General features: G+C 64.9%; 29 protein-coding genes and 1 tRNA gene. 17 read left to right on the forward strand and 13 right to left on the reverse strand.

Annotation, left to right across the window (positions count from 1 at the left end; all coding sequences use genetic code 11):
• Positions 1-9: 9 nt before the first annotated feature.
• Together AX729_RS34780 and proB are read right to left on the reverse strand one after the other, a co-directional pair.
• Entirely contained in the window at positions 10-1317 is a 1308-nt protein-coding gene (locus tag AX729_RS34780) for a glutamate-5-semialdehyde dehydrogenase (RefSeq protein WP_061028918.1), read from the reverse strand.
• 204 nt (positions 1318-1521) lie between these two features.
• Positions 1522-2643, reverse strand: coding sequence for a glutamate 5-kinase (proB, locus tag AX729_RS34785; RefSeq protein WP_061028920.1), 1122 nt, complete (start codon positions 2641-2643; stop codon positions 1522-1524).
• A 196-nt stretch (positions 2644-2839) separates the two neighbouring features.
• Between proB and AX729_RS34790 the strand changes: the two genes are divergently transcribed.
• Positions 2840-3817 (forward strand): Bug family tripartite tricarboxylate transporter substrate binding protein, encoded by a 978-nt coding sequence (locus tag AX729_RS34790; RefSeq protein ID WP_061028922.1) that lies wholly within the window; start codon positions 2840-2842, stop codon positions 3815-3817.
• A 134-nt stretch (positions 3818-3951) separates the two neighbouring features.
• Here AX729_RS34790 and AX729_RS34795 read toward each other — a convergent pair whose 3' ends face one another.
• From AX729_RS34795 to AX729_RS34805, 3 genes are all read right to left on the reverse strand, one after another.
• Entirely contained in the window at positions 3952-5586 is a 1635-nt protein-coding gene (locus AX729_RS34795; RefSeq protein WP_061028924.1) for an alkaline phosphatase family protein, read from the reverse strand.
• Between the two features lie 218 nt (positions 5587-5804).
• Complete coding sequence (gene obgE, locus AX729_RS34800; RefSeq protein ID WP_061028927.1) at positions 5805-6845, reverse strand: GTPase ObgE; 1041 nt, start codon at positions 6843-6845, stop codon at positions 5805-5807.
• 85 nt (positions 6846-6930) lie between these two features.
• Positions 6931-7413, reverse strand: a complete 483-nt coding sequence (locus AX729_RS34805) for a MaoC family dehydratase (protein ID WP_061028993.1) — start codon at positions 7411-7413, stop codon at positions 6931-6933.
• A 204-nt stretch (positions 7414-7617) separates the two neighbouring features.
• Here AX729_RS34805 and AX729_RS34810 point away from each other — a divergent pair, with 204 nt between their 5' ends.
• Positions 7618-8532, forward strand: coding sequence for a DMT family transporter (locus AX729_RS34810; protein ID WP_061028928.1), 915 nt, complete (start codon positions 7618-7620; stop codon positions 8530-8532).
• A 74-nt stretch (positions 8533-8606) separates the two neighbouring features.
• On the opposite strand, the gene AX729_RS34815 is transcribed toward AX729_RS34810, so the two are convergent.
• The 3 genes from AX729_RS34815 to rplU form a co-directional block, all read right to left on the reverse strand.
• On the reverse strand, positions 8607-9200 hold the full coding sequence (locus AX729_RS34815) for a GNAT family N-acetyltransferase (protein WP_061028930.1): 594 nt from the start codon (positions 9198-9200) through the stop codon (positions 8607-8609).
• A 147-nt stretch (positions 9201-9347) separates the two neighbouring features.
• Positions 9348-9617 (reverse strand): 50S ribosomal protein L27, encoded by a 270-nt coding sequence (gene rpmA / locus AX729_RS34820; protein WP_008538809.1) that lies wholly within the window; start codon positions 9615-9617, stop codon positions 9348-9350.
• A gap of 102 nt (positions 9618-9719) precedes the next feature.
• On the reverse strand, positions 9720-10106 hold the full coding sequence (gene rplU / locus AX729_RS34825; protein WP_061028931.1) for a 50S ribosomal protein L21: 387 nt from the start codon (positions 10104-10106) through the stop codon (positions 9720-9722).
• Between the two features lie 343 nt (positions 10107-10449).
• Here rplU and AX729_RS34830 point away from each other — a divergent pair, with 343 nt between their 5' ends.
• The 13 genes from AX729_RS34830 to AX729_RS34890 all read left to right on the forward strand — a co-directional run bounded on the left by AX729_RS34830 (position 10450) and on the right by AX729_RS34890 (position 19253).
• Positions 10450-11601: an ROK family protein gene (locus tag AX729_RS34830; protein WP_061028933.1), complete on the forward strand. Its 1152-nt coding sequence runs from the start codon at positions 10450-10452 to the stop codon at positions 11599-11601.
• 584 nt (positions 11602-12185) lie between these two features.
• Positions 12186-12275, forward strand: a tRNA-Ser gene (locus AX729_RS34835).
• 94 nt (positions 12276-12369) lie between these two features.
• Positions 12370-13701, forward strand: a complete 1332-nt coding sequence (locus AX729_RS34840; protein WP_156457370.1) for a DUF6538 domain-containing protein — start codon at positions 12370-12372, stop codon at positions 13699-13701.
• A gap of 11 nt (positions 13702-13712) precedes the next feature.
• Complete coding sequence (locus AX729_RS34845; protein WP_061028937.1) at positions 13713-14072, forward strand: hypothetical protein; 360 nt, start codon at positions 13713-13715, stop codon at positions 14070-14072.
• A 14-nt stretch (positions 14073-14086) separates the two neighbouring features.
• Positions 14087-14461 carry a hypothetical protein gene (locus tag AX729_RS34850; RefSeq protein ID WP_156457371.1) on the forward strand — a complete coding sequence of 125 codons (375 nt, stop codon included), beginning with the start codon at positions 14087-14089 and terminating at the stop codon, positions 14459-14461.
• Positions 14458-15141, forward strand: coding sequence for a hypothetical protein (locus tag AX729_RS34855; RefSeq protein WP_061028940.1), 684 nt, complete (start codon positions 14458-14460; stop codon positions 15139-15141). The genes AX729_RS34850 and AX729_RS34855 overlap by 4 nt, the downstream gene beginning before the upstream one ends.
• A gap of 27 nt (positions 15142-15168) precedes the next feature.
• A complete protein-coding gene (locus AX729_RS34860; RefSeq protein WP_156457372.1) occupies positions 15169-15825 on the forward strand; it encodes a hypothetical protein in 657 nt (218 codons plus the stop codon).
• The gene (locus AX729_RS34865; protein ID WP_061028945.1) at positions 15822-16274 is read left to right on the forward strand and encodes a hypothetical protein; all 453 of its coding nucleotides are present in this window, start codon (positions 15822-15824) and stop codon (positions 16272-16274) included. The genes AX729_RS34860 and AX729_RS34865 overlap by 4 nt, the downstream gene beginning before the upstream one ends.
• The gene (locus AX729_RS34870) at positions 16271-16720 is read left to right on the forward strand and encodes a hypothetical protein (protein ID WP_156457373.1); all 450 of its coding nucleotides are present in this window, start codon (positions 16271-16273) and stop codon (positions 16718-16720) included. The genes AX729_RS34865 and AX729_RS34870 overlap by 4 nt, the downstream gene beginning before the upstream one ends.
• 19 nt (positions 16721-16739) lie before the next feature.
• Entirely contained in the window at positions 16740-17447 is a 708-nt protein-coding gene (locus tag AX729_RS34875; RefSeq protein ID WP_061028949.1) for a hypothetical protein, read from the forward strand.
• Complete coding sequence (locus AX729_RS34880) at positions 17444-18232, forward strand: hypothetical protein (RefSeq protein WP_061028951.1); 789 nt, start codon at positions 17444-17446, stop codon at positions 18230-18232. The genes AX729_RS34875 and AX729_RS34880 overlap by 4 nt, the downstream gene beginning before the upstream one ends.
• Positions 18229-18999 carry a hypothetical protein gene (locus AX729_RS34885; protein ID WP_061028952.1) on the forward strand — a complete coding sequence of 257 codons (771 nt, stop codon included), beginning with the start codon at positions 18229-18231 and terminating at the stop codon, positions 18997-18999. Before AX729_RS34880 ends, AX729_RS34885 begins: the two co-directional genes overlap by 4 nt.
• On the forward strand, positions 18996-19253 hold the full coding sequence (locus AX729_RS34890) for a hypothetical protein (RefSeq protein WP_061028954.1): 258 nt from the start codon (positions 18996-18998) through the stop codon (positions 19251-19253). Before AX729_RS34885 ends, AX729_RS34890 begins: the two co-directional genes overlap by 4 nt.
• Before the next feature lie 19 nt (positions 19254-19272).
• Here AX729_RS34890 and AX729_RS34895 read toward each other — a convergent pair whose 3' ends face one another.
• Positions 19273-19770, reverse strand: a complete 498-nt coding sequence (locus AX729_RS34895; protein ID WP_061028956.1) for a hypothetical protein — start codon at positions 19768-19770, stop codon at positions 19273-19275.
• A 347-nt stretch (positions 19771-20117) separates the two neighbouring features.
• On the opposite strand from AX729_RS34895, the gene AX729_RS34905 reads away from it, so the two are divergent.
• A complete protein-coding gene (locus tag AX729_RS34905) occupies positions 20118-20522 on the forward strand; it encodes a hypothetical protein (protein WP_061028995.1) in 405 nt (134 codons plus the stop codon).
• A 36-nt stretch (positions 20523-20558) separates the two neighbouring features.
• Here AX729_RS34905 and AX729_RS34910 read toward each other — a convergent pair whose 3' ends face one another.
• The 4 genes from AX729_RS34910 to AX729_RS34930 all read right to left on the reverse strand — a co-directional run bounded on the left by AX729_RS34910 (position 20559) and on the right by AX729_RS34930 (position 25238).
• Complete coding sequence (locus tag AX729_RS34910; protein WP_061028958.1) at positions 20559-21038, reverse strand: hypothetical protein; 480 nt, start codon at positions 21036-21038, stop codon at positions 20559-20561.
• A gap of 148 nt (positions 21039-21186) precedes the next feature.
• Positions 21187-21684 (reverse strand): hypothetical protein, encoded by a 498-nt coding sequence (locus AX729_RS34915; RefSeq protein ID WP_197433748.1) that lies wholly within the window; start codon positions 21682-21684, stop codon positions 21187-21189.
• Positions 21681-22442, reverse strand: a complete 762-nt coding sequence (locus tag AX729_RS34920) for a zinc metalloprotease (RefSeq protein WP_197433749.1) — start codon at positions 22440-22442, stop codon at positions 21681-21683. The genes AX729_RS34915 and AX729_RS34920 overlap by 4 nt, the downstream gene beginning before the upstream one ends.
• A gap of 858 nt (positions 22443-23300) precedes the next feature.
• Positions 23301-25238, reverse strand: coding sequence for an alpha amylase C-terminal domain-containing protein (locus AX729_RS34930; protein WP_061028998.1), 1938 nt, complete (start codon positions 25236-25238; stop codon positions 23301-23303).
• Positions 25239-25336: 98 nt separating this feature from the next.
• On the opposite strand from AX729_RS34930, the gene AX729_RS34935 reads away from it, so the two are divergent.
• Positions 25337-26377, forward strand: a complete 1041-nt coding sequence (locus AX729_RS34935; RefSeq protein ID WP_061028966.1) for an early set domain-containing protein — start codon at positions 25337-25339, stop codon at positions 26375-26377.

The following is a 26377-nucleotide window of genomic DNA, read 5'->3' on the forward strand; positions in this document are numbered from 1 at the left end:
TCGCGACGTCTACGGCCGCGTCTGCCCGGTGCCGCGAACGCGATATTTGAAGCTGGTCAACTGCTCGGCGCCGACGGGGCCGCGGGCGTGGAAGCGGCCGGTGGCGATGCCGATCTCCGCGCCGAAGCCGAACTCGCCGCCATCGGCGAACTGCGTCGAGGCGTTGTGGAGCACGATCGCGGAATCGACCTCGTTCAGGAACTTCTGCGCCGCACGCTCGTCCGCGCTCACGATCGCATCGGTGTGATGCGAGCCGTGGTTCTGGATATGCGCGATCGCGCCGTCGACGCCGTCGACCACCTTCGCCGCGATGATCGCGTCGAGATATTCGGTGTCCCAATCCTCTTCGCTGGCAGGCTTGACCCGCGCATCGGTCTTCTGCACGGCGTCGTCGCCGCGCACCTCGCAGCCGGCATCGAGAAGCATCTCCACCAGCGGCTTCAGGTTCTTGCCGGCAGCGGCGCGATCGACCAGCAACGTCTCGGCCGCGCCGCAGACGCCGGTGCGTCGCATCTTGGCGTTGAGCACGATCGACTTCGCCATGGCGAGGTCGGCGCTGCCGTCGACATAGACGTGGTTGACGCCTTCGAGATGCGCGAACACGGGAACGCGCGCCTCCTGCTCGACGCGTGCGACGAGGCTCTTGCCCCCGCGCGGCACGATCACGTCGATGGCGCCGTTCAACCCCGACAGCATCATGCCGACCGCGGCGCGGTCGCGCGTCGGGACCAGCGTGATCGCGGCTTCGGGCAGGCCAGCTTCGCGCAGGCCCTGCACAAGGCATTCGTGAATGGCGCGGCACGACCGGAAACTGTCGGAGCCGCCGCGCAGGATCACGGCATTGCCGGACTTCAGGCACAGCACTCCGGCGTCGGCCGCGACGTTGGGCCGGCTCTCGAAGATCACGCCGACGACGCCGAGCGGCACGCGCACGCGCTCGATCGTCATGCCGTTCGGCCGCTGCCAGCTCTCGGTGACGACGCCGATGGGATCGGCAATGCCGCGCACGATGGCGATCCCTTCGGCCATGCCCTCGATCCGCGCCGCCGTCAGCGTCAGGCGGTCGATGAAGGAAGCGGTCATGTTGCCGGAGGCACGGGCCTCGGCGACGTCCTCGGCATTGGCGGCAAGGATCGCTGGAGCGTGCTCGCGGATCGCCCGCTCCATGGCCTCGAGCGCCCGGTTCTTCTGCTCCGGCGGCGCCAGCGCCAGCACACGCGCGGCAGCGCGGGCTCGGGTGGCGAGATCGGACATCAGCGCCAAGAGTTCGCTCGTTCGATCGGCAGTGCCGTCAACGGCTTTGAGGGGGGCGGCCATGGGGTCAAACCTTCTGCTAAGGCAGTGTCCTAGCACGGAAATCCCGCTTCTGCGAAGGGCGGGAAGGGTATGGCAGGTCTCCCTGATGGTTTGGCACTGGTCAACCCGGACGTCATGGCCGGGCCTGTCCGGGCCATCCACGACCTTTCGCGCGGCACCAAGAACGTGGATGCCTGGGACAAGCCCGGGCATAACGGCAGCGTGCTACCCGCCCACCACGAGATCGTCGCGGTGGATCATCTCGGACCGCCCGCTGATGCCGAGGATGGACATCACGTCCGGGGAGGAGCGGCCCTTGATCCGCTCGGCGACCTCCGCGTCATAGGCGATCAGGCCGCGGCCGATTTCGCTGGTGTCGGGGCCACGCACGATCACGGCATCGCCGCGGGCGAACTGGCCCTCGACCTTGATCACGCCGGCCGGCAGCAGGCTGGCGCCGGCGCGCAGCGCCGTCACGGCGCCGGCATCGATGGTCAGCGTGCCCTTCGGCTCCAGCGTGCCCGCGATCCAGCGCTTGCGCGAGGTGATGGGATTGGCCGGCGTCAGGAACCAGGTGCAGCGGCCGCCATCTGCGATGGCCTGCAGCGGATGTTCGATCTTGCCGGATGCGATCAGCATATGCGTGCCGCCGGTGGTGGCGATCTTGGCCGCCTCGACCTTGGTGCGCATGCCGCCGCGCGACAGCTCGGACTCGGCGTCTCCCGCCACCGCCTCGATCTCCGAGGAGATGCTCTCGACCACGGGAATCAGCCTGGCGTTCGGATTGTTCTTCGGCGGGGCGTCGTAGAGCCCGTCGATGTCGGACAGCAGCACGAGCAGGTCGGCGCTCGCCATGGTGGCGACGCGCGCGGCGAGGCGGTCATTGTCGCCGTAGCGGATCTCGTTGGTGGCGACCGTGTCGTTCTCGTTGATCACGGGAATGGCGCGCCACTCCAGCAGCTTGCCGATGGTGGAGCGGGCATTGAGGTAGCGGCGGCGCTCCTCGGTGTCCTGGAGCGTCACCAGGATCTGGCCGGCGCCGATGCCGTGGGCGCCCAGCACCTCCGACCAGATCCGGGCCAGTGCGATCTGGCCGACCGCGGCGGCGGCCTGGCTCTCCTCCAGCTTCAGCGGGCCGCGCGGCAGCTTGAGCCGGCTGCGGCCGAGCGCGATCGAGCCCGAGGAGACCACCAGCACGTCGCGGCCCTCGCGGTGCAACTTCGCCATGTCGTCGGCCAGGGCCGCCAGCCAGGACGCCCGCACCTCGCCCTTGTCGGAATCGACCAGCAGCGCGGAGCCGACCTTGACGACGATACGGCGGAATTGACTGAGTTCGGGGCTGGCCATGTGTATGTGGGTCGGCGCTGGATGCGAATTGCTCGGGAACGGCGGAGCGACAGGCGGCGCCGATGAGCCCTGCTTTTGCAGCAGGACCGTGACCGGCGCAAGGTATCGGCGTGGTAAACGGCGCAGGTCGGCCTTGTGTCCGGCGTCCGCCTGGCTCTAATGGCCGCCAACGATAACGAGCCGAAAGAGGAAACGAATGGATCGCCGCAAATTCATGGCCGGATGTCTTGGGGGATATCTTGGGCTGCCGCTGTTGGCGCAGGCGGGCGGGGCGCACGCGCAGGCGGGGCTGACCAAGGTCATCTTCCCGTTCGCAGCGGGAGCTGGCGGCGACACGTTGTGCCGTCTCATCGCGCAGGAAATGGCGCCACTGCTGCAACGGACCATCGTGGTCGAGAACCGCACCGGCGGCGACGGCCTGATCGGCATCAAGGCGGTGAAGGGGGCAAGCCCCGACGGCAGCATGGTGCTGGTGACGACCGGCCCGACCATGTACCTGCTGCCGATGGTGGAGACGACACCGAGCTTCGACACGGCCACGGATTTCATGCCGGTGTCGCTGCTGGCGCGGTTCGAGTTCGCCGTCGTGATCAGCCCGGGGATCGACGTCCCGGATTTCAAGAGTTTCGTCACGTGGCTGAAGGCGCATCCGGACAAGACCTCGTTCGGCGTGCCGAGCAACGGCACCATCCCGCATTTCACGGGCTCCAAGCTCGAGAAGGACCTCGGTATTCCCCTGACCCGCGTGCCCTATCGGGGCAGCGCGCCCATCCTCAACGATCTCGTCGGCGGCCATCTCTCGTTCGGCATCACGACATTGGCCGACGCTCTGCCGCAGCATCGCGCCAAGGGCGTTAAGATCATCGCGGTCGCAAGCGCCGAGCGCTCGCCCTTCGCGCCCGACGTTCCGACGCTGAAGGAGAACGGCATCGATCTCGTCGCGGACGCCTGGTACGGCATGTGGCTTCCCGCGGGCAGTCCGCCGGAGTTCGCCGGCAAGCTTGGTGCGGCCGCGAGCGCCGCGCTGGCCAAGCCCGAGGTGAAGGAAAAGCTGACGGCGATCGGGATGATCCCGGTCGGCAGCAATGCGGATGGGCTTGCGAAGGAGCTCGCCGCGAATATCGCGCTGTGGCAGCCGATCGTGAAGGCGACGGGCTACAAGATCGAGAATTAGACCTTCGCGGTCTTTCTGTCCCCTCATCCTGAGGAGCTTGCGAAGCAAGCGTCTCGAAGGATGCAGGCCGAGGTGCGAGGGCCGGGCCTGCATGGTTCGAGACGGCGCTGTCGCGCCTCCTCACCATGAGGGTTCTACATCTTCGCGCGCTGTGCGATGCCGTCCTTGATCGCGGCGAGCTCTCTCTCGTCCCAGATGCCGATCAAAACCCCGCCCTTCACCTGGAGCTGGTTGTCCGCATAGGCCGCGATCTTCTCGCGCGGCGTCGTGATGTGGCCGTTCGGATGCAGCGCCCAGTCGAACAGCTCGGCCTGCAATCGCGCGATGATCGCAGCGCAATCGGGGTCGTCGCCGCGATCCAGATACTCGTCCGGATCGGTTTCGAGATCGTACAGCATCGGCCGGAAGCCGGAGGCGTGGATGTACTTCCAGCGGCCGTCGAAAACCATGAACAGGCGGCAGCGCTCGATCGGCTGGTTCAGCTTCAGCCGCACGTCCTGCATGGCATAGTCGTATTCGGAGAACGCGACCTTGCGCCAGTCCGGCGGCGCCGGCCCGCGCAGCAGCGGGAGCAGCGAGCGTCCTTCGAGAATGTGGCCCGGCACCTTGCCGCCGAAATAATCGACGAAGGTCGGCGCGAGATCGATCGCCTCCACCAGCGCGTCGCTGCGCGTGCCCCGCGTGGCGTCGGCCTCCTTCGAGGGATCGATAATGATGAGCGGGATCTTCGCGGACTGCTCGTGGAACAGATCCTTCTCGCCCATCCAGTGATCGCCGAGATAATCGCCATGATCGGAGGTGAACACGATCATCGTCGTCTCCAGCAGGCCGCGCTCACCTAAGAATTTCATCAGTACGCCCATCTGGTCGTCGATCTGGGTGATCAGGCCCATATAGGTCGGGATCACCTTTTCGCGGGCATCGTCGCGCGCCATGTTGCGGGAGTAGCGCATGTCCATATAGGCGCCGAACACGGGATGCGGATTTTGCCGCTCGCGCTCGGAGCGAGTCACTGGGATCATGTCGTCGGTCGAGTACATGCTGGCGTAAGGTTCGGGCGCGATGTAGGGCCAGTGCGGCTTGATGTAGGACAGATGCAGGCACCACGGCCTGCCGTCGGTCTCGGCCTCGCTGATGAAGTCCATCGCCCGCCGCGTCATGTAGGGCGTCTCGGAATGCTCGTCCGGCACGCGCGCGGCCTTGTCCGCATGCACCAGCAGCCAGCCGTTCTGCAACGAGCCGTCGTCGGCCGCGCCTGAATTCGCCCAATGCTCCCAGGGATTGGCGGCTTCGAACCCCTGCCGGCGCAGATAGTCATCGTATTTCGGCCGCGGCCGTCCGGTCGGATGCAGGCCGTCGTCGCGCTCATAGGGCTCGAAACCGCATTCGGCGACATGCACGCCGATCACCGATTCCGGGGGAATGCCGAGTGCCTTCATGCCTTCGAGATCGGGAGCCATGTGGGTCTTGCCGACCAGCACATTGCGCACGCCGATCTTTTTGAGGTGATCGCCGAGCGTGGGCTCGCCGACGCGCAGCGGCCAGCCGTTCCAATGCGAGCCGTGCGAGCGCATGTAGCGGCCGGTGTAGAACGACATCCGCGACGGGCCGCAGATCGGCGATTGCACATAGGCCTTGGTGAAGAGCACGCCGCGCCTCGCCATGGCGTCGATGTTCGGCGTCTTCAGCGTGGGATGGCCGGTGCAGCCGAGATAGTCATAGCGAAGCTGGTCGCACATGATCCAGAGAACGTTCTTCGCGCGCGCCATGCGTCATCCCTGCCGTTTTTTGATCGTGCGATGCTGCGATATCGGAGCGGCGAAGACAAGCCAGTGCTCAATTTGCTCCCGTCAAGACCACCGACCCTCATCCTGAGGAGCCCGCGCAGCGGGCGTCTCGAAGGATGGCAACGGGCGAGAGCCGGGCCTTCATGGTTCGAGACGCGCGTTCCGCGCTCCTCACCATGATGGTCTCCGAGTTGGATCGTTCACGCCGACCACGGCTCCGCTTCGGCCGCGCTCTTGGCCTTGGCCGACACCGGGGCCTCGCCGATCACCGCGACGAGCGCGCGCAGCGCTTCCTTGACGCCGTCGCCGGTGACCGCCGACAGCAGCAGCGGCGTCTTCTTGGCGGCGCGCTTCAGCCGGTCCTTCTGCTTCTTCAATTCGTCCGGCTCGACCGCATCGATCTTGTTCAGCGCGACGATCTCGATCTTGTCGGTGAGCTGCCCGCCATAGGCGTCGAGCTCCGTCCGGACCGTCTTGTACGCCTTGCCGGCATGCTCGCAGGTCGCATCGACCAGATGCAGCAGCACGCGGCAGCGCTCGACATGGCCGAGGAAACGATCGCCGAGGCCGGTGCCTTCATGCGCGCCTTCGATCAGGCCCGGGATGTCCGCCAGCACGAACTCACGGCCGTCGGCATTCACGACGCCGAGCTGAGGATGCAGCGTGGTGAAGGGATAATCGGCGATCTTCGGCTTCGCCGCGCTCACCTTGGAGAGGAAGGTCGACTTGCCGGCATTGGGCATGCCGACGAGGCCGGCATCGGCGATCAGCTTCAGCCGCAGCCAGATCCAGCGCTCTTCGCCGGGCTGGCCGGGATTGGCGTTGCGCGGCGCGCGGTTGGTCGACGATTTGAAATGCGCGTTGCCGAAGCCGCCATTGCCGCCCTCGGCCAGCACGAACTTCTCGCCGACCTCAGTGAAGTCGTGGATCAGCGTCTCGCGATCCTCGTCGAAGATCTGCGTGCCCAGCGGCACCTTGAGCACGATGTTCTTGCCGTTGGCGCCGTGACGGTCGGAGCCCATGCCGTTCTCGCCCTTCTGGGCCTTGAAGTGCTGCTGGTAGCGGTAGTCGATCAGCGTGTTGAGGCCGTCGGCGACCTCGATGATGACATTGCCGCCGCGGCCGCCATTGCCGCCGGAGGGGCCGCCGAATTCGATGAACTTCTCGCGGCGGAACGCCACGCAGCCGTTCCCGCCGTCGCCGGAGCGGATATAGACCTTTGCTTCGTCAAGGAATTTCATGGGGCATAGGTAGGCCAGCCGGCGCCCTGCGGCAACCCGCATTGCCCCGCGGATAGGCCGAATTTCTCCTGAAGTCGCGCCTTGCTTAACTCGCCGGGCGGCGCCGGATCAGGAATTTCTGCATGCCCTCCAGCACCAATTCCTTGCGCTGGTTGAAGATCGTGCTTCGAAGCGTCACGACGCCGGTCGATCGTCCCGGGACCAGCTCGGCGACTTCCAGCGCCGGATAGATCGTGTCGTCGGCGAACACCGGTTTGAGGAACCGGCTCGATTGCTCGAGGAAGCCGACCAGGGAGTCCTCGACCATGAACGGAAACAGGCCGGCGCCGGGCGCTGTGTGGATCAAGGTCTGGAAGCCGTGGGCGAGCAGATGCGGCATGCCGCGGCTGAGGCAATATTCGACGTCATAGTGCACCGGATGGGTGTCGCCGCTCGCGGTCTGGAATGCGGCGAACACCGCCGAGGTCTGGGTGCGGCTAGGCAGCACGAAACGCTCGCCGAGGACGAAATCCTCGAACCAGCGCTGCGTCGGGATCATGCGATGCCGGGTTGGATCGAAATCGGTCATGCGCTGCACCATCGGAACGGAGTTGGAGAATGATCCGTATCGCGCTGCACGCAGTGCGACAATCCGTTCAATTCGGCTTGCGTGGGCTTGTCGCGGTCGCTCACGTCATTAAAACGACCGCAAGCGACCCTACCAGCCGATTCCCGACGCTCTCTCCGCCGTCTGCGCTCGCAATGACGAGCTCTCAGATCCAGACTCGTTTCAATGCCCCTGTTCAAGAACCTCTCCGCCTATGACGACCGCTCGGCGCGGCTGGCCGGCATCGCCTTGATGGTGCTGTCGATCTTCATGTTCTCGTTCGGCGACGCCATGGGCAAGTTCCTGGTCGGCACGTATTCCGTGGGGCAGCTGCTGTTCCTGCGCGCCTGCGCGGCGCTGCTCCTGCTGGCACCGCTGATCTGGCGGCAGCGTCACGAGTTCCTGCATCTGGAGCGGCCGCGCCTGCAGCTGATTCGCGTCGTGCTGTCGACGCTGGAGGTGGCGGCCTTCTTCCTCGCGACCGTCTATCTGCCGCTCGCCGACGTCATCACCTACTATCTCGCCGGACCGATCTTCGTCACTGCGATGTCGGCGATCTTCCTGGGGGAGAAGGTCGGCTGGCGGCGCTGGACCGCCATCCTGATCGGCTTCTGCGGCGTCCTGATCGCACTGCGCCCGTCGGCGCAGACCGTCAGCCTGCCGGCGCTGATCGCGCTCGGCGGCAGCCTGTCGTTTGCGACCCTGATGCTGATCACGCGCAGCCTGCGCAAGACGCCCGACATCGTGATGGCGTCCTCGCAATTCATCGGCACGTTTTCGCTGGGGGCCGTGCTGTCGGCCTTCCATTGGGTGCCGCCGACACCCGGCAGCCTCGTGATCTTCGCGCTGGCGGGCTGCGTTTCGGTCGCCGCGCTGTTCTGCGTCAACCGCTCGCTCAAGCTCGCGCCGGCCAGCGTCGTCGTGCCCTACCAATATTCGATGATTGTCTGGGCCGTGATCTTCGGCTTCGTCGTGTTCGGCGATGTGCCGTCGATCGCAACCCTCGTGGGCGCCGCCATCATCATCGGCGCCGGGTTCTACATCTATTTGCGCGAGCGCGATCTGGGGCGCCCGAGCGCCGACGTGAATCCGCCTGCGTGAACGCTTCCTCTTCGTCCCGGGCCGCGCGAAGCGTGAGCCCGGGACGACAGCGGAGAATGTGGCGCGCCCGTGCCCTACCTCATGCGCCGCGCACTGCTCCAGCTCTTCAGCGACGCCCAGACGCCGCGTGAGAGGCGGAAGCAGTCGACGGGCGTCGAGGAGCCCAGCGCGAGGAAACGGTGCAGCTGCACGCCGCTCCACTGGAAGCCGCACTTCTCCAGCACCTTGCGCGAGGCCGGATTGGTGACGCGCGCACCGGCATGGAGATGCTCGTCCTCGAACTCCTCGAAGAAGAAGTCGATCGCACCGCGCGCCGCTTCGGTCGCATAGCCCCGGCCCCAATGCTCGACGCCGAGCCAGTAGCCGAGCTCGGCATTGCCGGGCGTGGAGCAGTCGATGCCGACCATGCCGACCGGCCCTGAATCGTGCTCGATCAGGAACACGGTCTCGCTGCCGAGCGCGGCGGTGGCGCGGATGAATTCCACGGCGTGGTCCTGCGAATAGGGATGCGGCAGCCGGCGGGTGTTTTCCGCGATGCGGCGGTCGTTGGCGAGCCGGGCGATGGTCCTGACGTCGGCGAGTGTCGGCCGCCGCAAGGTCAGCCGCTCGGTGGCGACGACGCTGGGTCTCGCCTCCTGCAAGGTCACGCTCGAGAAATCCTGCAACATGTCCGGCTCCGTGAAAGTCACTAAGTCAAAGTGAGCAACGAAAAGGGGAGGCCGGTTTCCCGCCTCCCCTGGAGCCTTTGATCTCTCGATCTCTAGGACTCCGCCGGTTCAGTCAGGACCCGGCGGACTCCAAATTTGATCCACCGTCTATTCAGCCGCCTCGGCGATCGGGAGCACCGATACGAAGGTGCGGCCGTTGGCTTTGGCCTGGAACGCAACACGACCCTCGATCTTGGCGAACAGGGTGTGGTCCGTGCCCATGCCGACATTGAGGCCGGGGTGCCAGGTCGTGCCGCGCTGACGCGCAATGATGTTGCCGGGAGTGACGATCTCCCCGCCGAACGCCTTGATACCGAGGCGCTTGCCTTTGGAATCGCGTCCGTTACGCGATGAACCGCCTGCTTTTTTGTGAGCCATGGCTCGTCTCCGAAATCCTGCGTATGTCTAGGTCAATTCCTTGACGGAATCATTTCAAAAGGTCTCACGCATCAATTCGTGAACTGGCGTGATCGATTCTCGTTACTCGGCGGCTTCCGCTGCCGGCTCCTTGGCCACCTTCTCCCGCTTCGGGCGCGGGCCCTTGGTGGGCTTGGCGCCATCCGTCAGGATCTCGCTGATGCGGAGCACCGTGATCTCGTCGCGATAGCCGCGCTTGCGGCGCGAATTCTTGCGGCGGCGCTTCTTGAACGCGATGACCTTGGGGCCGCGCTTGTGGTCGAGCACCTCGACCGCAACGGACGCACCCGCCACCGTCGGAACGCCCAGCACCGGCGTGTCGCCGCCTACCACCAGAACTTCATTCAACTGCACGATCGAGCCGACTTCGCCTTCGATCTTGCCAACTTCCAGGACATCATCCGGCACGACGCGGTATTGCTTGCCGCCGGTTTTGATGACTGCGAACATCGTTTTTTTCCTTCGTGTTCAATCCCGGCCTCGCGACAGTTTGTCCGGGCCGGCTTTTTATCAGTCGCTAAGGGTTCATGCGCGTTTGTGCGGGTGGGGCTTACCCCTTTGAAAACCCACGCAAAAGCAAGCGGCGCGAGAAACGCCCCGCGCCGATTGTGGGACTTATAGCCGCTGGACGCCGCGAGTCAAGGAAAACCGCGGGAAAAGGGCCGAGATTTGAAGGATTTGCAGCGTTTGCAAGGGCCGAGCGGAATCTCGGCCCGCGCTGCAACCAAGGGGTTCCCTCGCCGTTGTCCTCGCAAATCTCACGCGGGCCAAATCTCAAGCGGGCAGGGCTATCATGGCAACGGACGAACTGGTCAAGACGACGGGCATTGCCCAGCACGGGGCCGAGCGGCTGCCGTCGGTGGATGTCGACAGCTTCAACATCGAGATCAAGGACGAGGACGGTTTTCTCGGCGACCGCGCCAGCAGGGGCGCCTTTCGCGAGATCCTCGACCATTGGCGCAAGCCGCTGCGCAAGAGCGGCGAGGACCCGTTCGGCAAGGAGCCCACGGAAGACATCAGCAAGAAGACGCTGGACGCCATCATGGTCGGCGACGACGTCGAGGCCTCGGCCGTGGTGCACAGCGCCATCGAGGAGTTCGCGCAGGAGCTTGCCTATGTCACGCGCCGCTTCCTCAAGACCAAGGCCTGGGCCAAGACCGAGTGCATCGTGGTCGGCGGCGGCTTCCGCGATTCCCGGCTCGGGGAGCTCGCGATCGCGCGCACCGAGATCATCCTGAAATCCGAGGATTTCAAGATCGACCTCCACCCGATCCGCCATCATCCCGACGAAGCCGGCCTGATCGGGGCGCTGCATCTGGCGCCGTCCTGGATCTTCGAGGCCCATGACAGCATTCTCGCCGTCGACATCGGCGGCACCAACATCCGCTGCGGCCTGGTGGAAACCGGCTGGAAGAAGGCCAAGGATCTGTCGAAGGCCAAGGTGGTGCATTCGGAGCTGTGGCGCCACGCCGACGACGAGCCCACGCGCGAAGGCGCGGTGAAGCGGCTCACCAAGATGTTGAAGGGGCTGATCACGGTCGCCGAGACGGAAGGCTACAAGCTCGCGCCTTTCATTGGGATCGCCTGCCCCGGCGTGATCAATCCGGACGGATCGATCGAGAAGGGTGCGCAGAACCTGCCGGGCAATTGGGAGAGCAGCAAGTTCAACCTGCCGGCGAGCCTGATCGAGGGCATCCCCGCCATCGGCGATCACGACACCGCCATCCTGATGCACAATGACGGTGTCGTTCAGGGCCTGTCGGAAGTGCCGTTCATGCAGGATGTCGAGCGCTGGGGCGTGCTCACCATCGGCACCGGGCTCGGCAATGCCCGCTTCACCAACCGCCGCAAGGAGAACGGCAAGGACAAGGAGAAGGACGCGCCGGAGAACGGCAAGAAGAAGAGCAAGAACGACAAGAACGACAAGAACGACAAGAACGACTAGCTCGCGACGGGCCTTGCTTGAACCAGTGCGCGCCCGGAACTCGACACCTCTCCCAATGGGAGAGGTCGAATTGCATCGCAGATGCAATTCGGGTGAGGGATTTCGGCCCCCGGCAACGTGGACCGATCGGGTTCTCTGGTCCCGGTCCGGCCTCATCGGCGCCGGAGTAACCTTGACCGGTTAGGTTAAGGAGCGGATTGCGTTGCGGTGCCCGGGGTGCACGCTACGGTCGAATCGTCGCTTCCACTCGGCCGGCGAAGCCGCCCTTCCCGGTCAGTATTTCAATAAGCGGCACCGGGACCGCCAGTTTTTACCGCGTCTGGCGGTCCCACCCCTCTCCTGAGTGATTCGAGCGCACCCCAGGCCCCTGTCGCCGGGAGCGTGGCGCTCCGATCGACCTGCGTCCGCGCCAATTCTCTCCATCTGCCGCTGAAAACCTGCTTGATCGGCTTGGTCGCCGCCACTTGGCATCGCCAGTTCCGAAAACGGCGCCGATTTTCGTCTCCCGTGCCTTGTCTGACCCGCCATCCTCGCCTATTAACGCCCCCAACCACAGGGGCCACTGCTCCTATATGGCGCCTTCAGGAGAGGTGGCAGAGTGGTTGAATGCACCGCACTCGAAATGCGGCATAGGTGCAAGCCTATCGGGGGTTCGAATCCCTCCCTCTCCGCCACCCCCCTCGAAAACCCCTAGAAAACAGCGGACCTTTTGAATCCAAAGGGTTTTCCGGATCCACCGTCGGTACACAACGTCGGTACACACGGATCATGGTTAACGCATCGTTTACGCCCAAGCGCCATCCGGAAAGCGGAATCTATCTGTTCCGGAAACGCGTCCCCGAACGATTGAAGGACGTCGTCGGCAAGAGCGAGATCAAGTTCTCGCTGCAGACGCGCGATCCCGCCACGGCGCGGATCCGCAACCTCGAAGAGCTGGCGCGGCTCGAGCGCGCCTGGGCGGAGATCGACGGCACGCGCACCACGAATTCGGAGCGCTTCGCCTCCTACCTGGACGCCAAATTCTCGCGCGCGCCCGCGGCGGCCCGTCAGCCGGCTCCGGCCGCCACCGACACCGCGCCGATGCCGGCCGCGCCCGCCTCGTCGCCGATATCCGCGACGGCAGCTATGTCCGCGACGGCAGCCTCGCCGACGGCACGGGCCGGAGGGGCGCCGAAGCCGCCGGTGCCGCTGCGCCGGGTGTTCAAGTCCTACGCCAAGGAGGCGAAGCTCTCCCACGGTACCGTCAAGCGGTGGTCGCCGGTGATCGACCGCCTGATCGCGCGTCTTGGCCACGAGGACGCCGCGGCGATCCAGCCCGCCGACCTGGTCGCCTGGAAGGACGCCCTGCTGGAGGAGGGCATGTCCAACATCACGGTCCGCGACGTCTACATCGCGGCGACCAAGGCGACGCTGCAGTTCGCGGTCGACCAGCGCTGGCTTTCCGCGAATCCGGCGAAGGAGGTCAGGGTGCGCGTGCCGAAGAAGGTCAAGGAGCGCGAGAAGGGCTTCGACGGCGACGAGGCGATCACCATCCTGTCCGCCACGCTGCGTCCGTTCTCGCATCTGATCAGCAAGGAGATGAAGGCGGCGCGGCGCTGGGTGCCGTGGATCTGCGCCTACACCGGCGCGCGGGTCAACGAGATCACGCCGGTCACCGGCGCCTCCTTCGTCAAGCGCGACGGGATCTGGATGATCCGCATCCGCGGCGCCGACGCGAAGACGCGCAACTACCGCGAGGTGCCGCTGCACAGCCACCTGATCGAGATGGGCCTTCTGGATCTCGCGAAGTCGTGCGGCGCGAAGCCGCTGTTCTACGACCCGGGCCGCAGCCGCGGGGGCAAGGACTCGAACCCGCACCACAAGAAGGTGGCCGAGCGCCTCGCCGAGTGGGTCCGCTCGCTCGGCATCGACGGGGACGTCGCGCCGAACCACGGCTGGCGCCACCGCTTCTCGTCGATGTCGCGCCTGATCGGCATGAGCGAGGAGGTGCGCAACATCATACAGGGCCATGCCGGAACGCGGACCGCCGGCGACTACGGCGAGACCTGGCCGCTGGTGGCGCTGCGCGAGATCGAAAAGTTGCCGCGCTACGCGGCCTGAAGGAGAAGAGAATGTCCGACGTCACCTACACCATGTTCATCGACCGCTGCGGCAGGCCGGGGGAGATCGTCGCGCGCCGCGTCACGTCGTCCCGGGCGCTGGTCATCGCGCTGGGGCACGGCGGCGCCGGCCAAGCCGAGGTCGTCCACAAGGACGTCGGCCGGCTGCGCTACTTCGCGATCGGGCGGCGGCTCGCAGACGGCTCCTTCGAGTGCGCGAAGCATGTCGTGATGCCGCGCTCCGACGACATGTCGCTCGACACCGAACGCGCGATGGAGGCGTTCGAGCGAGTGCTGCTGCAGCACCCCCACGAATTCTGGGACGGCCGCGTCGTGGTCGACGAGGCGTTCGCGCGCCGGCACGTCCACTGAGATCGGAGGAAACGATGCAGTCCAGATACACGATGTTCATCGAGAACGCAGATGGCCGCGAGGAGGTCGTGGCGCGCGGCGTGTCGCTGCCCGGCGCGCTGGTCGTGGCGCTCGCGCATGGCGGCAAGGGTAAGCCCGCGATCGTCTACAGCGACCTCGGCAGTCAGCGTTGTTTCGCGATCGGGCGGCGTCCGATCGCCGGCGGCCCGTTCGAATGCGCGACCTACACCCTCGTGCAGCGCTCGGACGACGCCGGCCGCGACGCGGACCGCGCCTTCGAGGTCTTCGAGCAGATCCTGCTGCAGCATCCCCATGAGTTCTGGAACGGCCGCGTCGTGACCGACGAGGAATACCGGCGCCGGCAACATGATCAGGAGAGCGCGACGTGACCGAGACGACGAGACTGACGACCTTCCTGCCGGGCTTCGGCGGCTTCCACGGCACGCGATGGACGGACCTGTTCCCGTTCGCACTGCAAAGCTGCGCGGAGCGCTTCGCGCGTCACGAAGCCGCCGACGAACTGACCGCCGCCGACCTCGCCGCGATCCTGCGCGAGGCCAGCGAGGCGCCGCGCTTCTTCGCTGCGCTGGCGGAGCGCTTCTGCCGCCGCTACGACGCGGAGATTTCGCGCTGGCTCGGCTTCGAGCTGGAGCTGAAGTTCGCGGAGCTCGACATCCCGCGCGCGCACGGCAGCACCACGGACTTTATCCTCGCGACGATGCCGGCGAGCAGCGCCGGCAAGCTGCTCGCGCGCAGCGCCGCGGAAGGGCACCAGCGGCTGATCGGCTCGATCCGGGACCGCTTCGCGCCCCCGGGCGGCGCCGTTCCCTATCCCGCCGACGTCGTGGAGGAATGGCTGGCCCTGCCGATTGAACGCTGGAGCCGCACCGAGCTCTGCGACCTGCTCGCCGGCTTCGTCGATCCCGAGATCGACGAGCGGCTCTACGCCGACATGACGCGCGGAAGCGACGTCAGCACGGCATTCGAGGCGGCCGTCGACTGGGAGCGGTTCGCCGCGACCCGCGAAGCGGCCCGCCGCGCGCTCTCGGCCGCCCCGGCGAAGCTCTAGTCCGACCACAACGAAAGGAAGAAGGAAATGCGGATCGTTCCGATGTTCGAAGCTCACCTGCCGGAGTTCTCCGGCTTCGCCTCGCCCGGCTGGGCGGCGCTGCTGTCCGGCCCCAGGCTGCAGGCCGCACAGAGCCGCGAACTGATCGCGATGAACGACCACGTGCTCGACGCCGATGAGTACCTGGAGATCTTCGACCAGACCGTGGACGAAGCCCGGCAGCGCTCGGCGCTCTCGAGGTCGTTCTTCGAGATCTTCCGCACCCATCTGTCGGCCGGTCACGGTCTCGGCGACGGCCTGCGTTTCAAGGAATACGACGCGAAGGCCGACCGCGTCGTGGCGCTCGTCCCGCTGCCTACGGTCATGCGCATCGTCGGTCTGCGCGCGGACGACGGCACCCTGCCGGAGGCGTTCGCGCCGTTCGCGGAGATCGCCCGCGGATCGGGGGAACGCTCCTACGAGATCGCGCTGCGCCGCCTGCGGCCGCTCGACCCCGCGTCGTTCGGCGACCTGCTGCGGTCGGTCACCACGACGGGGCTGGAGACTTCGGCGATCACGGCGATCTGGCACCGCCAGGCCGACGATGCGCTGGAGCATTCGGTCGACTGGAGCCGCTTCTGGACCCTAGTGGAAGCGCGATGGCGCAAGAAGGTGGCTTCGATCGCCGAGAGGAGCTGTTCATGAGCCGGCCGAAGGAGAGCGGGCGCGCCCAGGCGGCCGACGACTGGTATTCGGTCTTGATCGCCTCGCCGCGCCACCTGAGCGGCGCCGCCACCTACGCGATGGTCGTCAGGCGCGACGACGGCGACGAGATCATCGCGCCCCACGCGACGATCGCGCAGGCCCTCATCATCGCGCTGGAGTATCGCAAGGGACACAGCGCCGCGATGTTCTACCGCGACCGCGGCGACCTCCGCGAATACGTCATCGGTCGCCGCCGGTTGGACACGGGCGGCTTCGAGCCCGTCCTGCGCGGAGCCGTCCCGCGCACCGCTCGCATCGCGATCGATCACGTCCGCGCGCTCGAATTCTTCGAGGAGGTTATGGAGCACGACCCGCGCGTGTTCTTCGACGGACGCCTAGTGCGGAATCGCCCGGAGCGTCGCGCCGACCTCGATGGAGACGCGACATGAACGAAGCGACGGGGATGGGCAAGACGCAAGGCGAGGGGCGGTCGAAGCGCTTCTTCGCGTATTGCAAGGTCGCGAGCCCGACCTCCGCCGTAAGGCGGCGCCAGCAATGTCGATCCTTTGTCGCCGCGCAAGGCGGCGCGATCGTCGACGAGGCGTTCGACGTCGGGACCGGCGCTGTCGTCGACATGCCCGGATACGCGCGTCTCTACGACGCGCTGGACTTGGGAACGGTCGACGCCTTCGTGACGGACATGACGATGTTCGGTCCAACCGTGATCCTCGGCCTGTTCGCGATCTGCACCGTCAGCGGCGTCGAGATGTGGGATCTCGCCGGAGGAGGGGTCACGGACGAGCAGATCGACGCGCTCGGCGAATCGTTCCGGCAGGGGCTCGCGGCGAACGAGACCGTGCACGACATGCTGGATCCGAAGCGTTCGGTAAATTGACGGCCGAAAGGAATAGAGAATGACCAAGAAAACGAGCGTGGAAACCTTCCTGCCGGCCTTCGGCGGCTTCTACCAGAGCCATTGGGAACAGCTGCTGTCCGACACCGAAGAGCTGTACACGACCATGCACGCCGAAGCCGAGCGGGCGCAGGGCGGCCTGTCCAGGGACGATATCGCGAGCATCTTCTCCGAGACGGCCAGCGGCTCCCTCCTCTGCACCGGCCTTGCGCGTAGCTTCTGCGAGCGCTTCGACGAGGAGATGTCCGAGAGGCTCGGCTTTCGGTTGGGCTTGAAGTTCGTCGAACTCAAGAGCCCGAGCGAGTACAATTTCACGACCGACCGAATCCTCGCCACGATGCCGCTGCGCAGCGCCAAGAAGTTGTTCTATGCGAGCATGGGCGAGCGGCACCAGCGATTGAACGACGAGATCGTCGATTGGTTCACGCCGTTTCCGGGTTTCGTCCCGTACTACAGCGATTACATCGGCGACTGGATCGCCAAACCCATCGGCAAGTGGGACAAGAACGAGCTCTGCGTCCTGCTGGACGCCTTCGTGGACACCGACATCGACGAGGAGATCTATCATGCCGTCGCCGAGCACGACGCCTGCAGCGCGTTCGAGGAATCGGTCGACTGGAAGAAGTTCGAAAGGAAGGCGGCCACTCTCCGCCACAGCAAGACGAAGGCGTTTCTGAAGAATCTGGAATTCGACGGCGAGGCATCATGAACAAGACGCAGACCTACACGCTCTATCTCCCCGAGGACCACATCGACAACGACGACACCGTGATCGCGCGGGGGCTGTCGGCCATGGAAGCGATGAAGGTCGTCTTCGGCTACGAGAGCGGCTGGAAGACCTACGTGCACGACACCGAGTATGACGGCTTCACGCACTATGTGCTCGCGGCCTCGCCCGACAAGCGCCCGCCCGAGCGGACCTTCAACGAGCGCCTGCACGCCACGGTGATCCGCAGCAGCGACTCCGGCCGCGACAAGGCGCTCGCGATGGAGATGATTGCGGCGCAGGTCATCCGGTTCAACCATCTATACTGGGAAGGCCGGGTGGATAGCGACAAGAACTTCGACGAACGCCTCGTCCGCACGGCGAGGGCGCGCGAGGTCCGCCGCATCGACCGCGAGATCACGACCAAGCTCGTCGACGCCTTGCTGGCCGACGGCTACACCATCACATGCGACCTGCAGGACGACGAGCCGGAGTTCGACCGTTCGACCGATCGCGCTGGCATCCTCGACTACCTCTGCGCGGTCGAGTGCGCCGAACTGGCCGTGCACAAAGGCAAGAAGAACGGCTCCGTCCGCCTGACGTTCGACGAGGACGGCTGGGACGTGGTCCGCGACTACAGCGTCGGCCTCGAACGCATCGTCGATCCGATCTGCGAGCCGTACCTGCCGTGGAACCAGCCGGACGCCGACCCGCGCGACCACGGCATCCGCGTCCTGGTTCTGAACTCGCCCGACGACGTCCTCAAGATCGAGAAGATGCTCGAATGACGGGGCACGCCGACACGCGCTCGTTCACGGTGTACGTCCCGCGCGAGACCACTCACGAAGAAGATTTGGTCGTCGCCCGCGCCCTTTCCGGTCCGGCGGCGATCAAGACGGCGCTCGAACTCGACGGCTCCTGGAGCGTCCATCTCTGGGAGGACGAATACGAGCAGTTCAGGCTCTACCGGTGGCAGCCTCATGCCAACCATTGGCCTCACGACGCACGCGCACCCGAGGTGTTGCAGGCCACCGTGGTCAAGACGACCGACGGCGCGCGCGACCGCGCGCTCGGCATGTCGATGATCGTCGATCAGTTCATGCGACGGAGCGGCAAGTATTCGATAGCCTACGTCGAAACCGACAAGGCGTTCGACAAGCGGCTGCTCCACGTCGCGAAGCGGCGCGAGGTCCACCGCCTCGACAAGGCGATCGCCACGGCGCTGCTCGACGCCCTGCTCGCCGAAGGCTACGTCGTCACCGACGCGTCGTACCAGGAATTCGAACGCTCCACCAATCGTGAAGCGATCCTCGAGATATTGCTGGACGTCGATCGGATCGAACTCGTCGCCGAGAGGAACGGCGAGGAATCGTCGCTGCGGCTGATCTTCGGCGAGAACGGCTGGGATCTCGTGCAGGACTACACCGTCGACCTCGGCTACCTGATCGATCCCATCGTCGAGCCGCTCCTGCCCTGGAAGCGGGACCGCGCCGACCGCCGCAACGACGGCATGAAGGCGTCGAGCCAGCCTGAGACCCAAAGGATGCCGAAATGACGGACGAACGAGACCGACCGCTGGAACAGCGCTTCCTCGACGAGATGACCGATGGATATCTCGACGGGCTCAAGCCGGACAACCCTGAGCCGTCGGCGAACAGGTCCGCGAGCTACCGGCACGGCTTCGCCAACGGAAGGGACGATCTGGCGCATTCGCCCCGCCTGCCGGCGCAGGTGCTGCGCCTCCTCGCCGATCAGGCGATCAGGGAGGACGTCGCCCGAATCACCTCGCCGCCGCTGATAAAGGGATGACCCGCTTAGGCTCCGCCCGTCACTGATAGTTGGGTGCGTCCTTCAGGATGGGCGCCAGGTCCGAGCAGTGCGCCTTCTTCTGCGCGACGACGAGTTTTCGCGTTTTCTCGGTGAAGGTGGCGAAGTACTTCTTGTCGTTCTGCTCGCAAAGATAGGGCAGGTGGTCCTGGATGTCGTATTCGAAGGAAGCGACCCATTCCTTGTCGTCGATGATCTGGAATATCTCGTCGTAGGCCGTGAGCATGTTCGCAACGTAGATCTGATAGCGAACGAGTTCCGTCGGATCCGGATCGGTCTTCAGGCGGAGATAGTTCGGCCGCGCCAGTCGCGGATATTGAAGCGTAGCCTGGCTATAGGCGAGATAGACTTGACGCGCGCTCGCGCGTAACGCGTTGACCCGCGTCAGATGAACCTGAACGTAGATGCCGGCGAGCGCCACGATCGCCACGACCGCGGACACGATCTGCGCCATGTTGCTCTCAGGCCGCGGCGCCGGCGGGTCGGATGTCGTCGTCATGCGAGGGTCCTCCAGGTCGGCGCGCGAATCGGATCTCGGGTCGAATGTCGCGTTCCATCGGCGATGTTAACATTCTTGAATCCCAGGATCCCAAAACCTGCTAGGATGGAGCCCAGAGGGGCGCTCCCATGTCAGATCGGACCACGACGGCGCTTTTGCGCACGATACTCGACGAGATCTGCGCGAGCGTATCGCGCTCCGAGACGGGAGCGCGTACCCATGTGGCCACCAAAGATCCTCGAAGCCGCCAACAGGGGCGAGACGCCGCCCGAGGGATTGAAGCAGATCCGTCGCGATGCCCTCTCGCAGGCGGCAACCATGTGGCGCTGACCGGGCGAGGGGCGGGCGTGAATTTTCAGGTCACGGTGTTGAAGATCCTGGTGAGCTATCCCGACGGCTTCGCAGTCATGGATGACCTCAAACGCGACATGGCGCTTTTGGCCACGAGCGGCCGTGACTGGGCCGATCGCACGAGACGGCTGGCCGCGCGCGTGCCGGACCTCGACATCTTCTCGCAAGGTCTCGTCGCGCGCGAGCGCGGCGGCTGGAAGATCACCGGCGAGGGCCGCGCGGTGCTGGAATCCATGGAGGCACGCCCACCCATCGACGAGCAAATCGAAGTGGCTGCCGTCGAACCATCAGGTGGCGCGATACCCCCGCTTCCGCAGCCCGCGGAACGGGCCAAGCGCCGGCGCGAACGTCGGGAGCGTCGACGCGAAGCCGCGGAACGGGCACGGGCCGCCGCTTCCTAGCTGCTCCGACTCCGCGCGCCCGAGGCGCGTGACGGTCTAGCTGCAGGTGATCGGTTGGAATGCCGGGGCGCCCGCCGGCGCCGCGGTGGCCTGACCGCATGCGCAGCTCTTCTCCTGCTGGACCGCGAGGGTTACCTGCCCCGCGCACACGCGCGCTCCCTTGTTGGAGACGGACACCTGGCTATCGCCGCTGGGAAGCAGGATCCTGCGCCCGCACTGCGCGATCTCCGCGTCGCCGATCGAAACCATGCCGGCAGGATAGTCGGCACATTCGACCTTCAGGATGCCGAAACTCCGCCGATCCATTCGCCCCAGTCCCTTTCGGCTGCCCAAGGCGTCGGCGACAAGCGCTTGCGTGGCGGTCGACCGGCCACTTGCGAGCGCGTTTTCGAGATACCGCCGGGTCGCGTCCGAACTTGCCACGGCGACCCGCGCCTTTGATCCGGCGGCGGAGACTTGGGAGCAGGTCTCCGACGCGATCTCCTTGGCGACGTCCTCGAAGATCGTCCCGTCCACGCGAACGCCATGGCCGCGCTCGAATTCGGCGCGGACCTTTCGCGCCGCGGCGAGGGCGCCGACGGCGCAGGATCGATCCGGCTCGGCAATCCCCGGCGTCCCGAAGACGAATAGGGAGATCAGAACCAGGATGCTCCGACCGATGACGCTAGACCTTTTCCTTGTCGATGATGGCATTGATGGACCTCAGACATGCGATTCCGAGAAGAAGGGCTCCCAGCACGAACGAATAATATTGAAGGGTTTGCGGCCACCACACCAAGTTGGCACGCGCGTCGAAGCCGCCGGCCGCCGACAGCAGATTCAGCGCGCCGTCGAGCGCCACGAAGCCGAAATACAGCGATGAGCACAGAGACAGGAAGGCGAGCCCTCCCCACAATACGCGCTTCTTCAACTCGGCTTCGTCCGTGAGGGGGCGCGTGAAGAGCCATATGTTGCCGCCGATCAGTCCCGTCGCCAAGGTCACGACCAGCTTGACCATCTCGGTGACCAGCGTGAGCTGGCGTACCGGCGCGTCCGCAACGTTCTTGTCGGGAAGGGCGATCGGGCCGAAGGAGTTGGCCAGCACGAAGGTGGCGGCCCCGAGCCCCGCCACGACGCAGACGAAAAGAAGAGAAAGGCGGTCGATGTACTTCTGATCGATCATCTTGCGCTCCGCGGCCTGCGCAGCCCACTGCAGGCCGTCGCGCGGTATTTCCATCCCTCTTCCGTCATGCTGTTCAGCATCATGGTCTCCGCGATCGATATGCAGAAATCGCGTCGATATGCATCCAGCATGGCCGCCGGAAAGAACCCCGCCGGCTGGTTCTTCATCTGAAGATGGCCCAGCCCGAGGAAGTGACCCATTTCATGCAACATTACCGCATCGAGGTCGACCGCCGGCCCCGATTTCGGATTGCCGAGCAGGTTCGAGGCCGAAGCACCGGTGCCGACGGCGTACAGGGTGTCCGCAATGTCGAAGTCGATCCGCTTGGCGGGATCTCCGCAGGCCAGATAGTCCTTTCCGCAAGGATTGTCGCCGAAGGACACCGTCAGGCGGACAAACCTGCTCGCCTCGCCGCCGGGATCGCGCGCGCACAACGCGTTCTGCAATTTGCCGGGCCACATCGACGAAAGCGCCGACAGGTTCGCCGAGCAGATATCGCTCGCGAGCGCGGCCGCTCGCGAAATCCGCACGTAGGAGTCGATGGCGTTGCCGTCCGAACTCGGCACCGCGTCCAGACCGAGCATGATGCGTTCGGCCCGCAGGATGCGTTCGAAGACGGTGCCATCGTTCGAGAAGATGGCGGGGAAGATCTTTTCGTCGACGTAGACGAAGTCGCCGACGAGAACGAACGCGAGGAACCCGGGCTTGCAGCGTAGGCACAGATGTCGCCAAAGATTCACGCTGTCGGCCAGCGCCAAACCGATGCGAGCCGAGCACGCGTCGTCGCAATCGCGCGACGGAGCCTCGATCCTCACGGAAAGAACGGGCGTGTCGACGATCCAGGAAGGGTTCGCGGGCCGCCCCTTCATGTCCTTCGACGCCAGCTCGTCCTTCCCGTAAGGCCGGAGCGGCGACGCAGGGCACCATCGGTCGGTGCGCAACGGAATGCGGACGACGTTCGATGCAGAGGAGGCGTCTGGCATCGATGCCGCTTCGCGCATGCCTTCCGCAGCCGCGGACGTTGGCACGACGATGCAACAAAGCAATCCGCAGGCGACGCCAGCCGCCCGAAGGGAGAAGAAGCCGTTCATCGCCAATTTCGTCGCCTTTCGGCGGCAGCCGAACCTCTAGCAGCTATTGTTGCCACACCCGTTGCCGCAGCTTCGGCAGGGGGTGCAGGTGTTGTCCGAAGGGCCGCCCACATACCGACGTCGGCATTCCGGCTTACTGTAGAGAGTGCAAGGATTGTCGATCGGCCCTCCGCAGGCGCTCGAGGCCCGCTGAATCAGCGGCGATGCCGGCCGGCTGAACTTCTGAACAAGAAACGCCAGGTCCGTTTCGGGGGATCGTTGGCTTTTTCCGTCCTCGGCCGAGGCCGCTCCGATTGCCAGACAGACCGCAAACGACAACAACATGAATATACGACGGACGAACATCGCAATTGTCCTCCAATCGAAAGGCTAATTGTGCCACACTCTACCTGCAGTCGCAAGGATGTCGATACGCAAGGGCCTTCGCGTTCATGGCCTGCTGACGGCCGAACTTCGACGCCGGTCAGGCCGTGATCACGTTCCGCAAACGTGGGGATTGCGCTTCCGGTCTTCGATGTTCTCCGCTCACGCCGAATATCTGAAGATCAACACGCCGTTCGCAGGTACGACAATTCCGGCGCTGGCGGGCAGACCATGCATGCCGCCTCCGTTCGCCTCGACGCTACCCCCGTTACCAGCCGTCGCCGGATTGACCCAGCCATCATAGACATCGGAATTGAAGACCTCGATCCAACGCCCGGCGCGCGGAAACCCCAATCGATAGCCATAGTAGGTCACCTCGCTCAGGGATGCGACCACCACGACGTCCTCCCCCGAACCATCGATCCAGCGATGGAACGCGAGCACTCGGTTGGCGTCCGACCGGTGGTAGACGTTCATCCGGCCCCGCCGAAGGGCGACCTCGTTTCGGCGCCGGGCTATCAGTTCACGCATGAAACGTAGGTAGTCTGCCATGGTCCGGTCCGCAGCGAGGCCGTTCCACCAGATCAGCAGGTCGGCTTGCTCCGTGGAGTCGCTCCAATATTTGTCCTCGAGAAACTCCTGCCCCATGAAGAGCATCGGAATACCCAGGCCCGTCATGAGCAAACCTGCGGCCACCCGAGCACGACTGCGCGCGTACCAAGAGCGGGAATTGCTGGGATCCGCCGCGGCCGCGATCCGAGGTTTTTTGTCTCCTCCGGAGTGGGAAGCCAAAAGGACATCGTGGTTCTCAAGCATCGCCACCGCGCGCCACGGCTGATCGAAGCCCGGAGCCGACTCGAGTGCTCTCGCGACATCCGACCAAGAGAACGGTGCGTCCCGCCCGGCAGTGGCTTGCGCGAGCGCACCTCGCACGGCGTCGCGCATCCGGTCGTCCCAAACGAGATCGAAACCCGCTCCGCCGTCTCCGACGGATTTCACCGCGAATTCCTTGCTCGGGTTCCAGAACTCGGCGATCTGGATCGCGGACGGTTTCGCGAACTTCAGGGTCTGGGTCAACGCTTGGCAGAATGCCCAGCCGCCGAACCGATCGATGACGCTCACCTCGTCGTAGCGAAAACCGTCGACATGGAATTCCTCCAGGAAGAACTTGGCATTATCGATCAGGAACTGCCTGACGGCGTCATTCCAATAGGCGAAGACCAGACCCCCCGCCCATCCTCGGTCGGTGAAGTAGAGACTGTTGTTGTTGTCGCCATAGGCAAGCCGGTCGACGAAAAACAGGCTCTCGTCCCCGAATTCGCCGCCGGCATGGTTGTAAACCACGTCCAGGATCACCGCGATGCCGTAGACGTGGAGCACGTCGATGAGCACGCGAAGCTGGTTGGCTCCGCCCTTGAGGCTCTCCCGCGCGAGTGGCTGCTTCCCGCGGGCCGCCAGCAACCTGTTCGCCGTCCCCAGATAACGGTCCAAATCGCCGTCGTCGACGCTGTAGAGGAATTCCGGAGAGAAGTAGTCCGTGCCGTTGTAACCTTGGCTGAACCTAGTCTGGAATTCCACGATCGGCAGCGGCTGGACCGCCGTGACGCCGAGCTCTGCGAGATACTCCACCCGGTCGAGCACGTCCAAAAAACGGGCACCATGGCTGGATCGGCGATCAGCACCGCGATCGTCGGTAGCGTAGTATGTCCCAACGTGAAACTGATAGATGATGAGCTCTTCGAATGCCGGCGGCCTAAATCCGGCGTCATGCCACGGGTAAGCCTGCGGATCGCAGATCACACAATTCCAAAACACGCCCTCGAGCTCGCGCGCATAAGGATCGCGCTTGAAGCCGGACGAGCCACGCCCTACCACCCAGTATTTGTAGGTTTGACCCTCGCGCGCGTCGGGAAAGAACCCGCTCCAGTGGCCCTGACGTTCTTGGAGCAAGGATGCGTCCGATTTCCGCCAGTCGTTGAAATCTCCGAGCACGTACACCTCGCGAGCGCGGGGCGCCCATATTCTGAACGCGCAGCCTCCCCCGACCAAAGTGGAACCCATCGGTGTGTTCGGACCGATGTGCATCTGACTCGCCGGCATATCGCCCTCCACTTATCGGGAACGATGAACTCTGCCACAAATTTGCTACCTAGACGAGAACCCAACGATGTGTGATTGTTTGCGACGGAGATGAGATCATGCTCGCCACCGTCGTCGACAAAGAGTCCGACTGGGTTCTCAACCACTGTGCCAAATACTTGGCGCGAGACAACACCGACGATCGGCACAGTTTCTTCGGCTTGGACGCAGGACTCCCCAGAGCCAGAATCAGCGAATCTTGGCGGTTCCCCATCGTCGACGCCGACGACAGCGGCGGGGCAGGTGCGTCCGAGCACAACCACGTAACGTTCGTATATCGGGGGAAAGACGCTTCGGTTCGCCTTCTGACTCCTTGTCTCGGGCTTCACGCCCCGACGGCCCTGAGGCCGGTCGGCGACAGCGACTATCTCTCCCTGACGGTGCGCGTGCCGAAGGGCCGTCGCTACCGTTACCGGTTCATCGTCGACGACAAGGCGCAGCTCGATCCGATCAACCCCCAGGTCCTGACCACAGCCCAAAACGAGACGTGGTCGTGCTTTTGGACGTGGTCCTACAACGAGCCCATAAACCTCGAACGTTGGGAATTGGCGCTGATCGGCCGCATGACATCTGCGCTTCTGCCGTTCCAAGGCCGCGAGACGCGCAATCTCATCGAGCGCGGGCTGAACGACGGCAACGTTGCGCACTTCTTCCGAATGGACATTCCTGTCGGCGTCGCCAACTACATCGACAACATTCTGGCGCGCGAGGAGCGCCACCATCTGTCCTCATACAAAACATGCCTGCCGATGATCGATCGAGTGCTTCGGCTACGTTTCCCTCGCCTCGAGCCCGTCGAGGTCAACGATCCGAGCTACAAGACGCTTTTCGACGACATGAAGAGCAACTCGCAGGATCTGGTACGGGACGGCTGGGATCTCAAGGCCTACGACAACCCCGGCTATTTTCTCTATATCCTTCGTCGGCATACCTGGACGGGGGCCTTCTCACATCCGAAATACGGCGGGAACCCGGGAGGGCTCGGCTGGGCGTTTTTGGGCGAGACCTTCCGCACCAGCGCCGACAAGAACGTATCTGCGTTCAATTGGGCCCGTGCACTCGAGCCACCCTTGGGCAGCAGCAACGAGTATCGAGGCTAG

This window comes from Bradyrhizobium sp. CCH5-F6, from assembly GCF_001556045.1.
Lineage (GTDB): Bacteria > Pseudomonadota > Alphaproteobacteria > Rhizobiales > Xanthobacteraceae > Bradyrhizobium.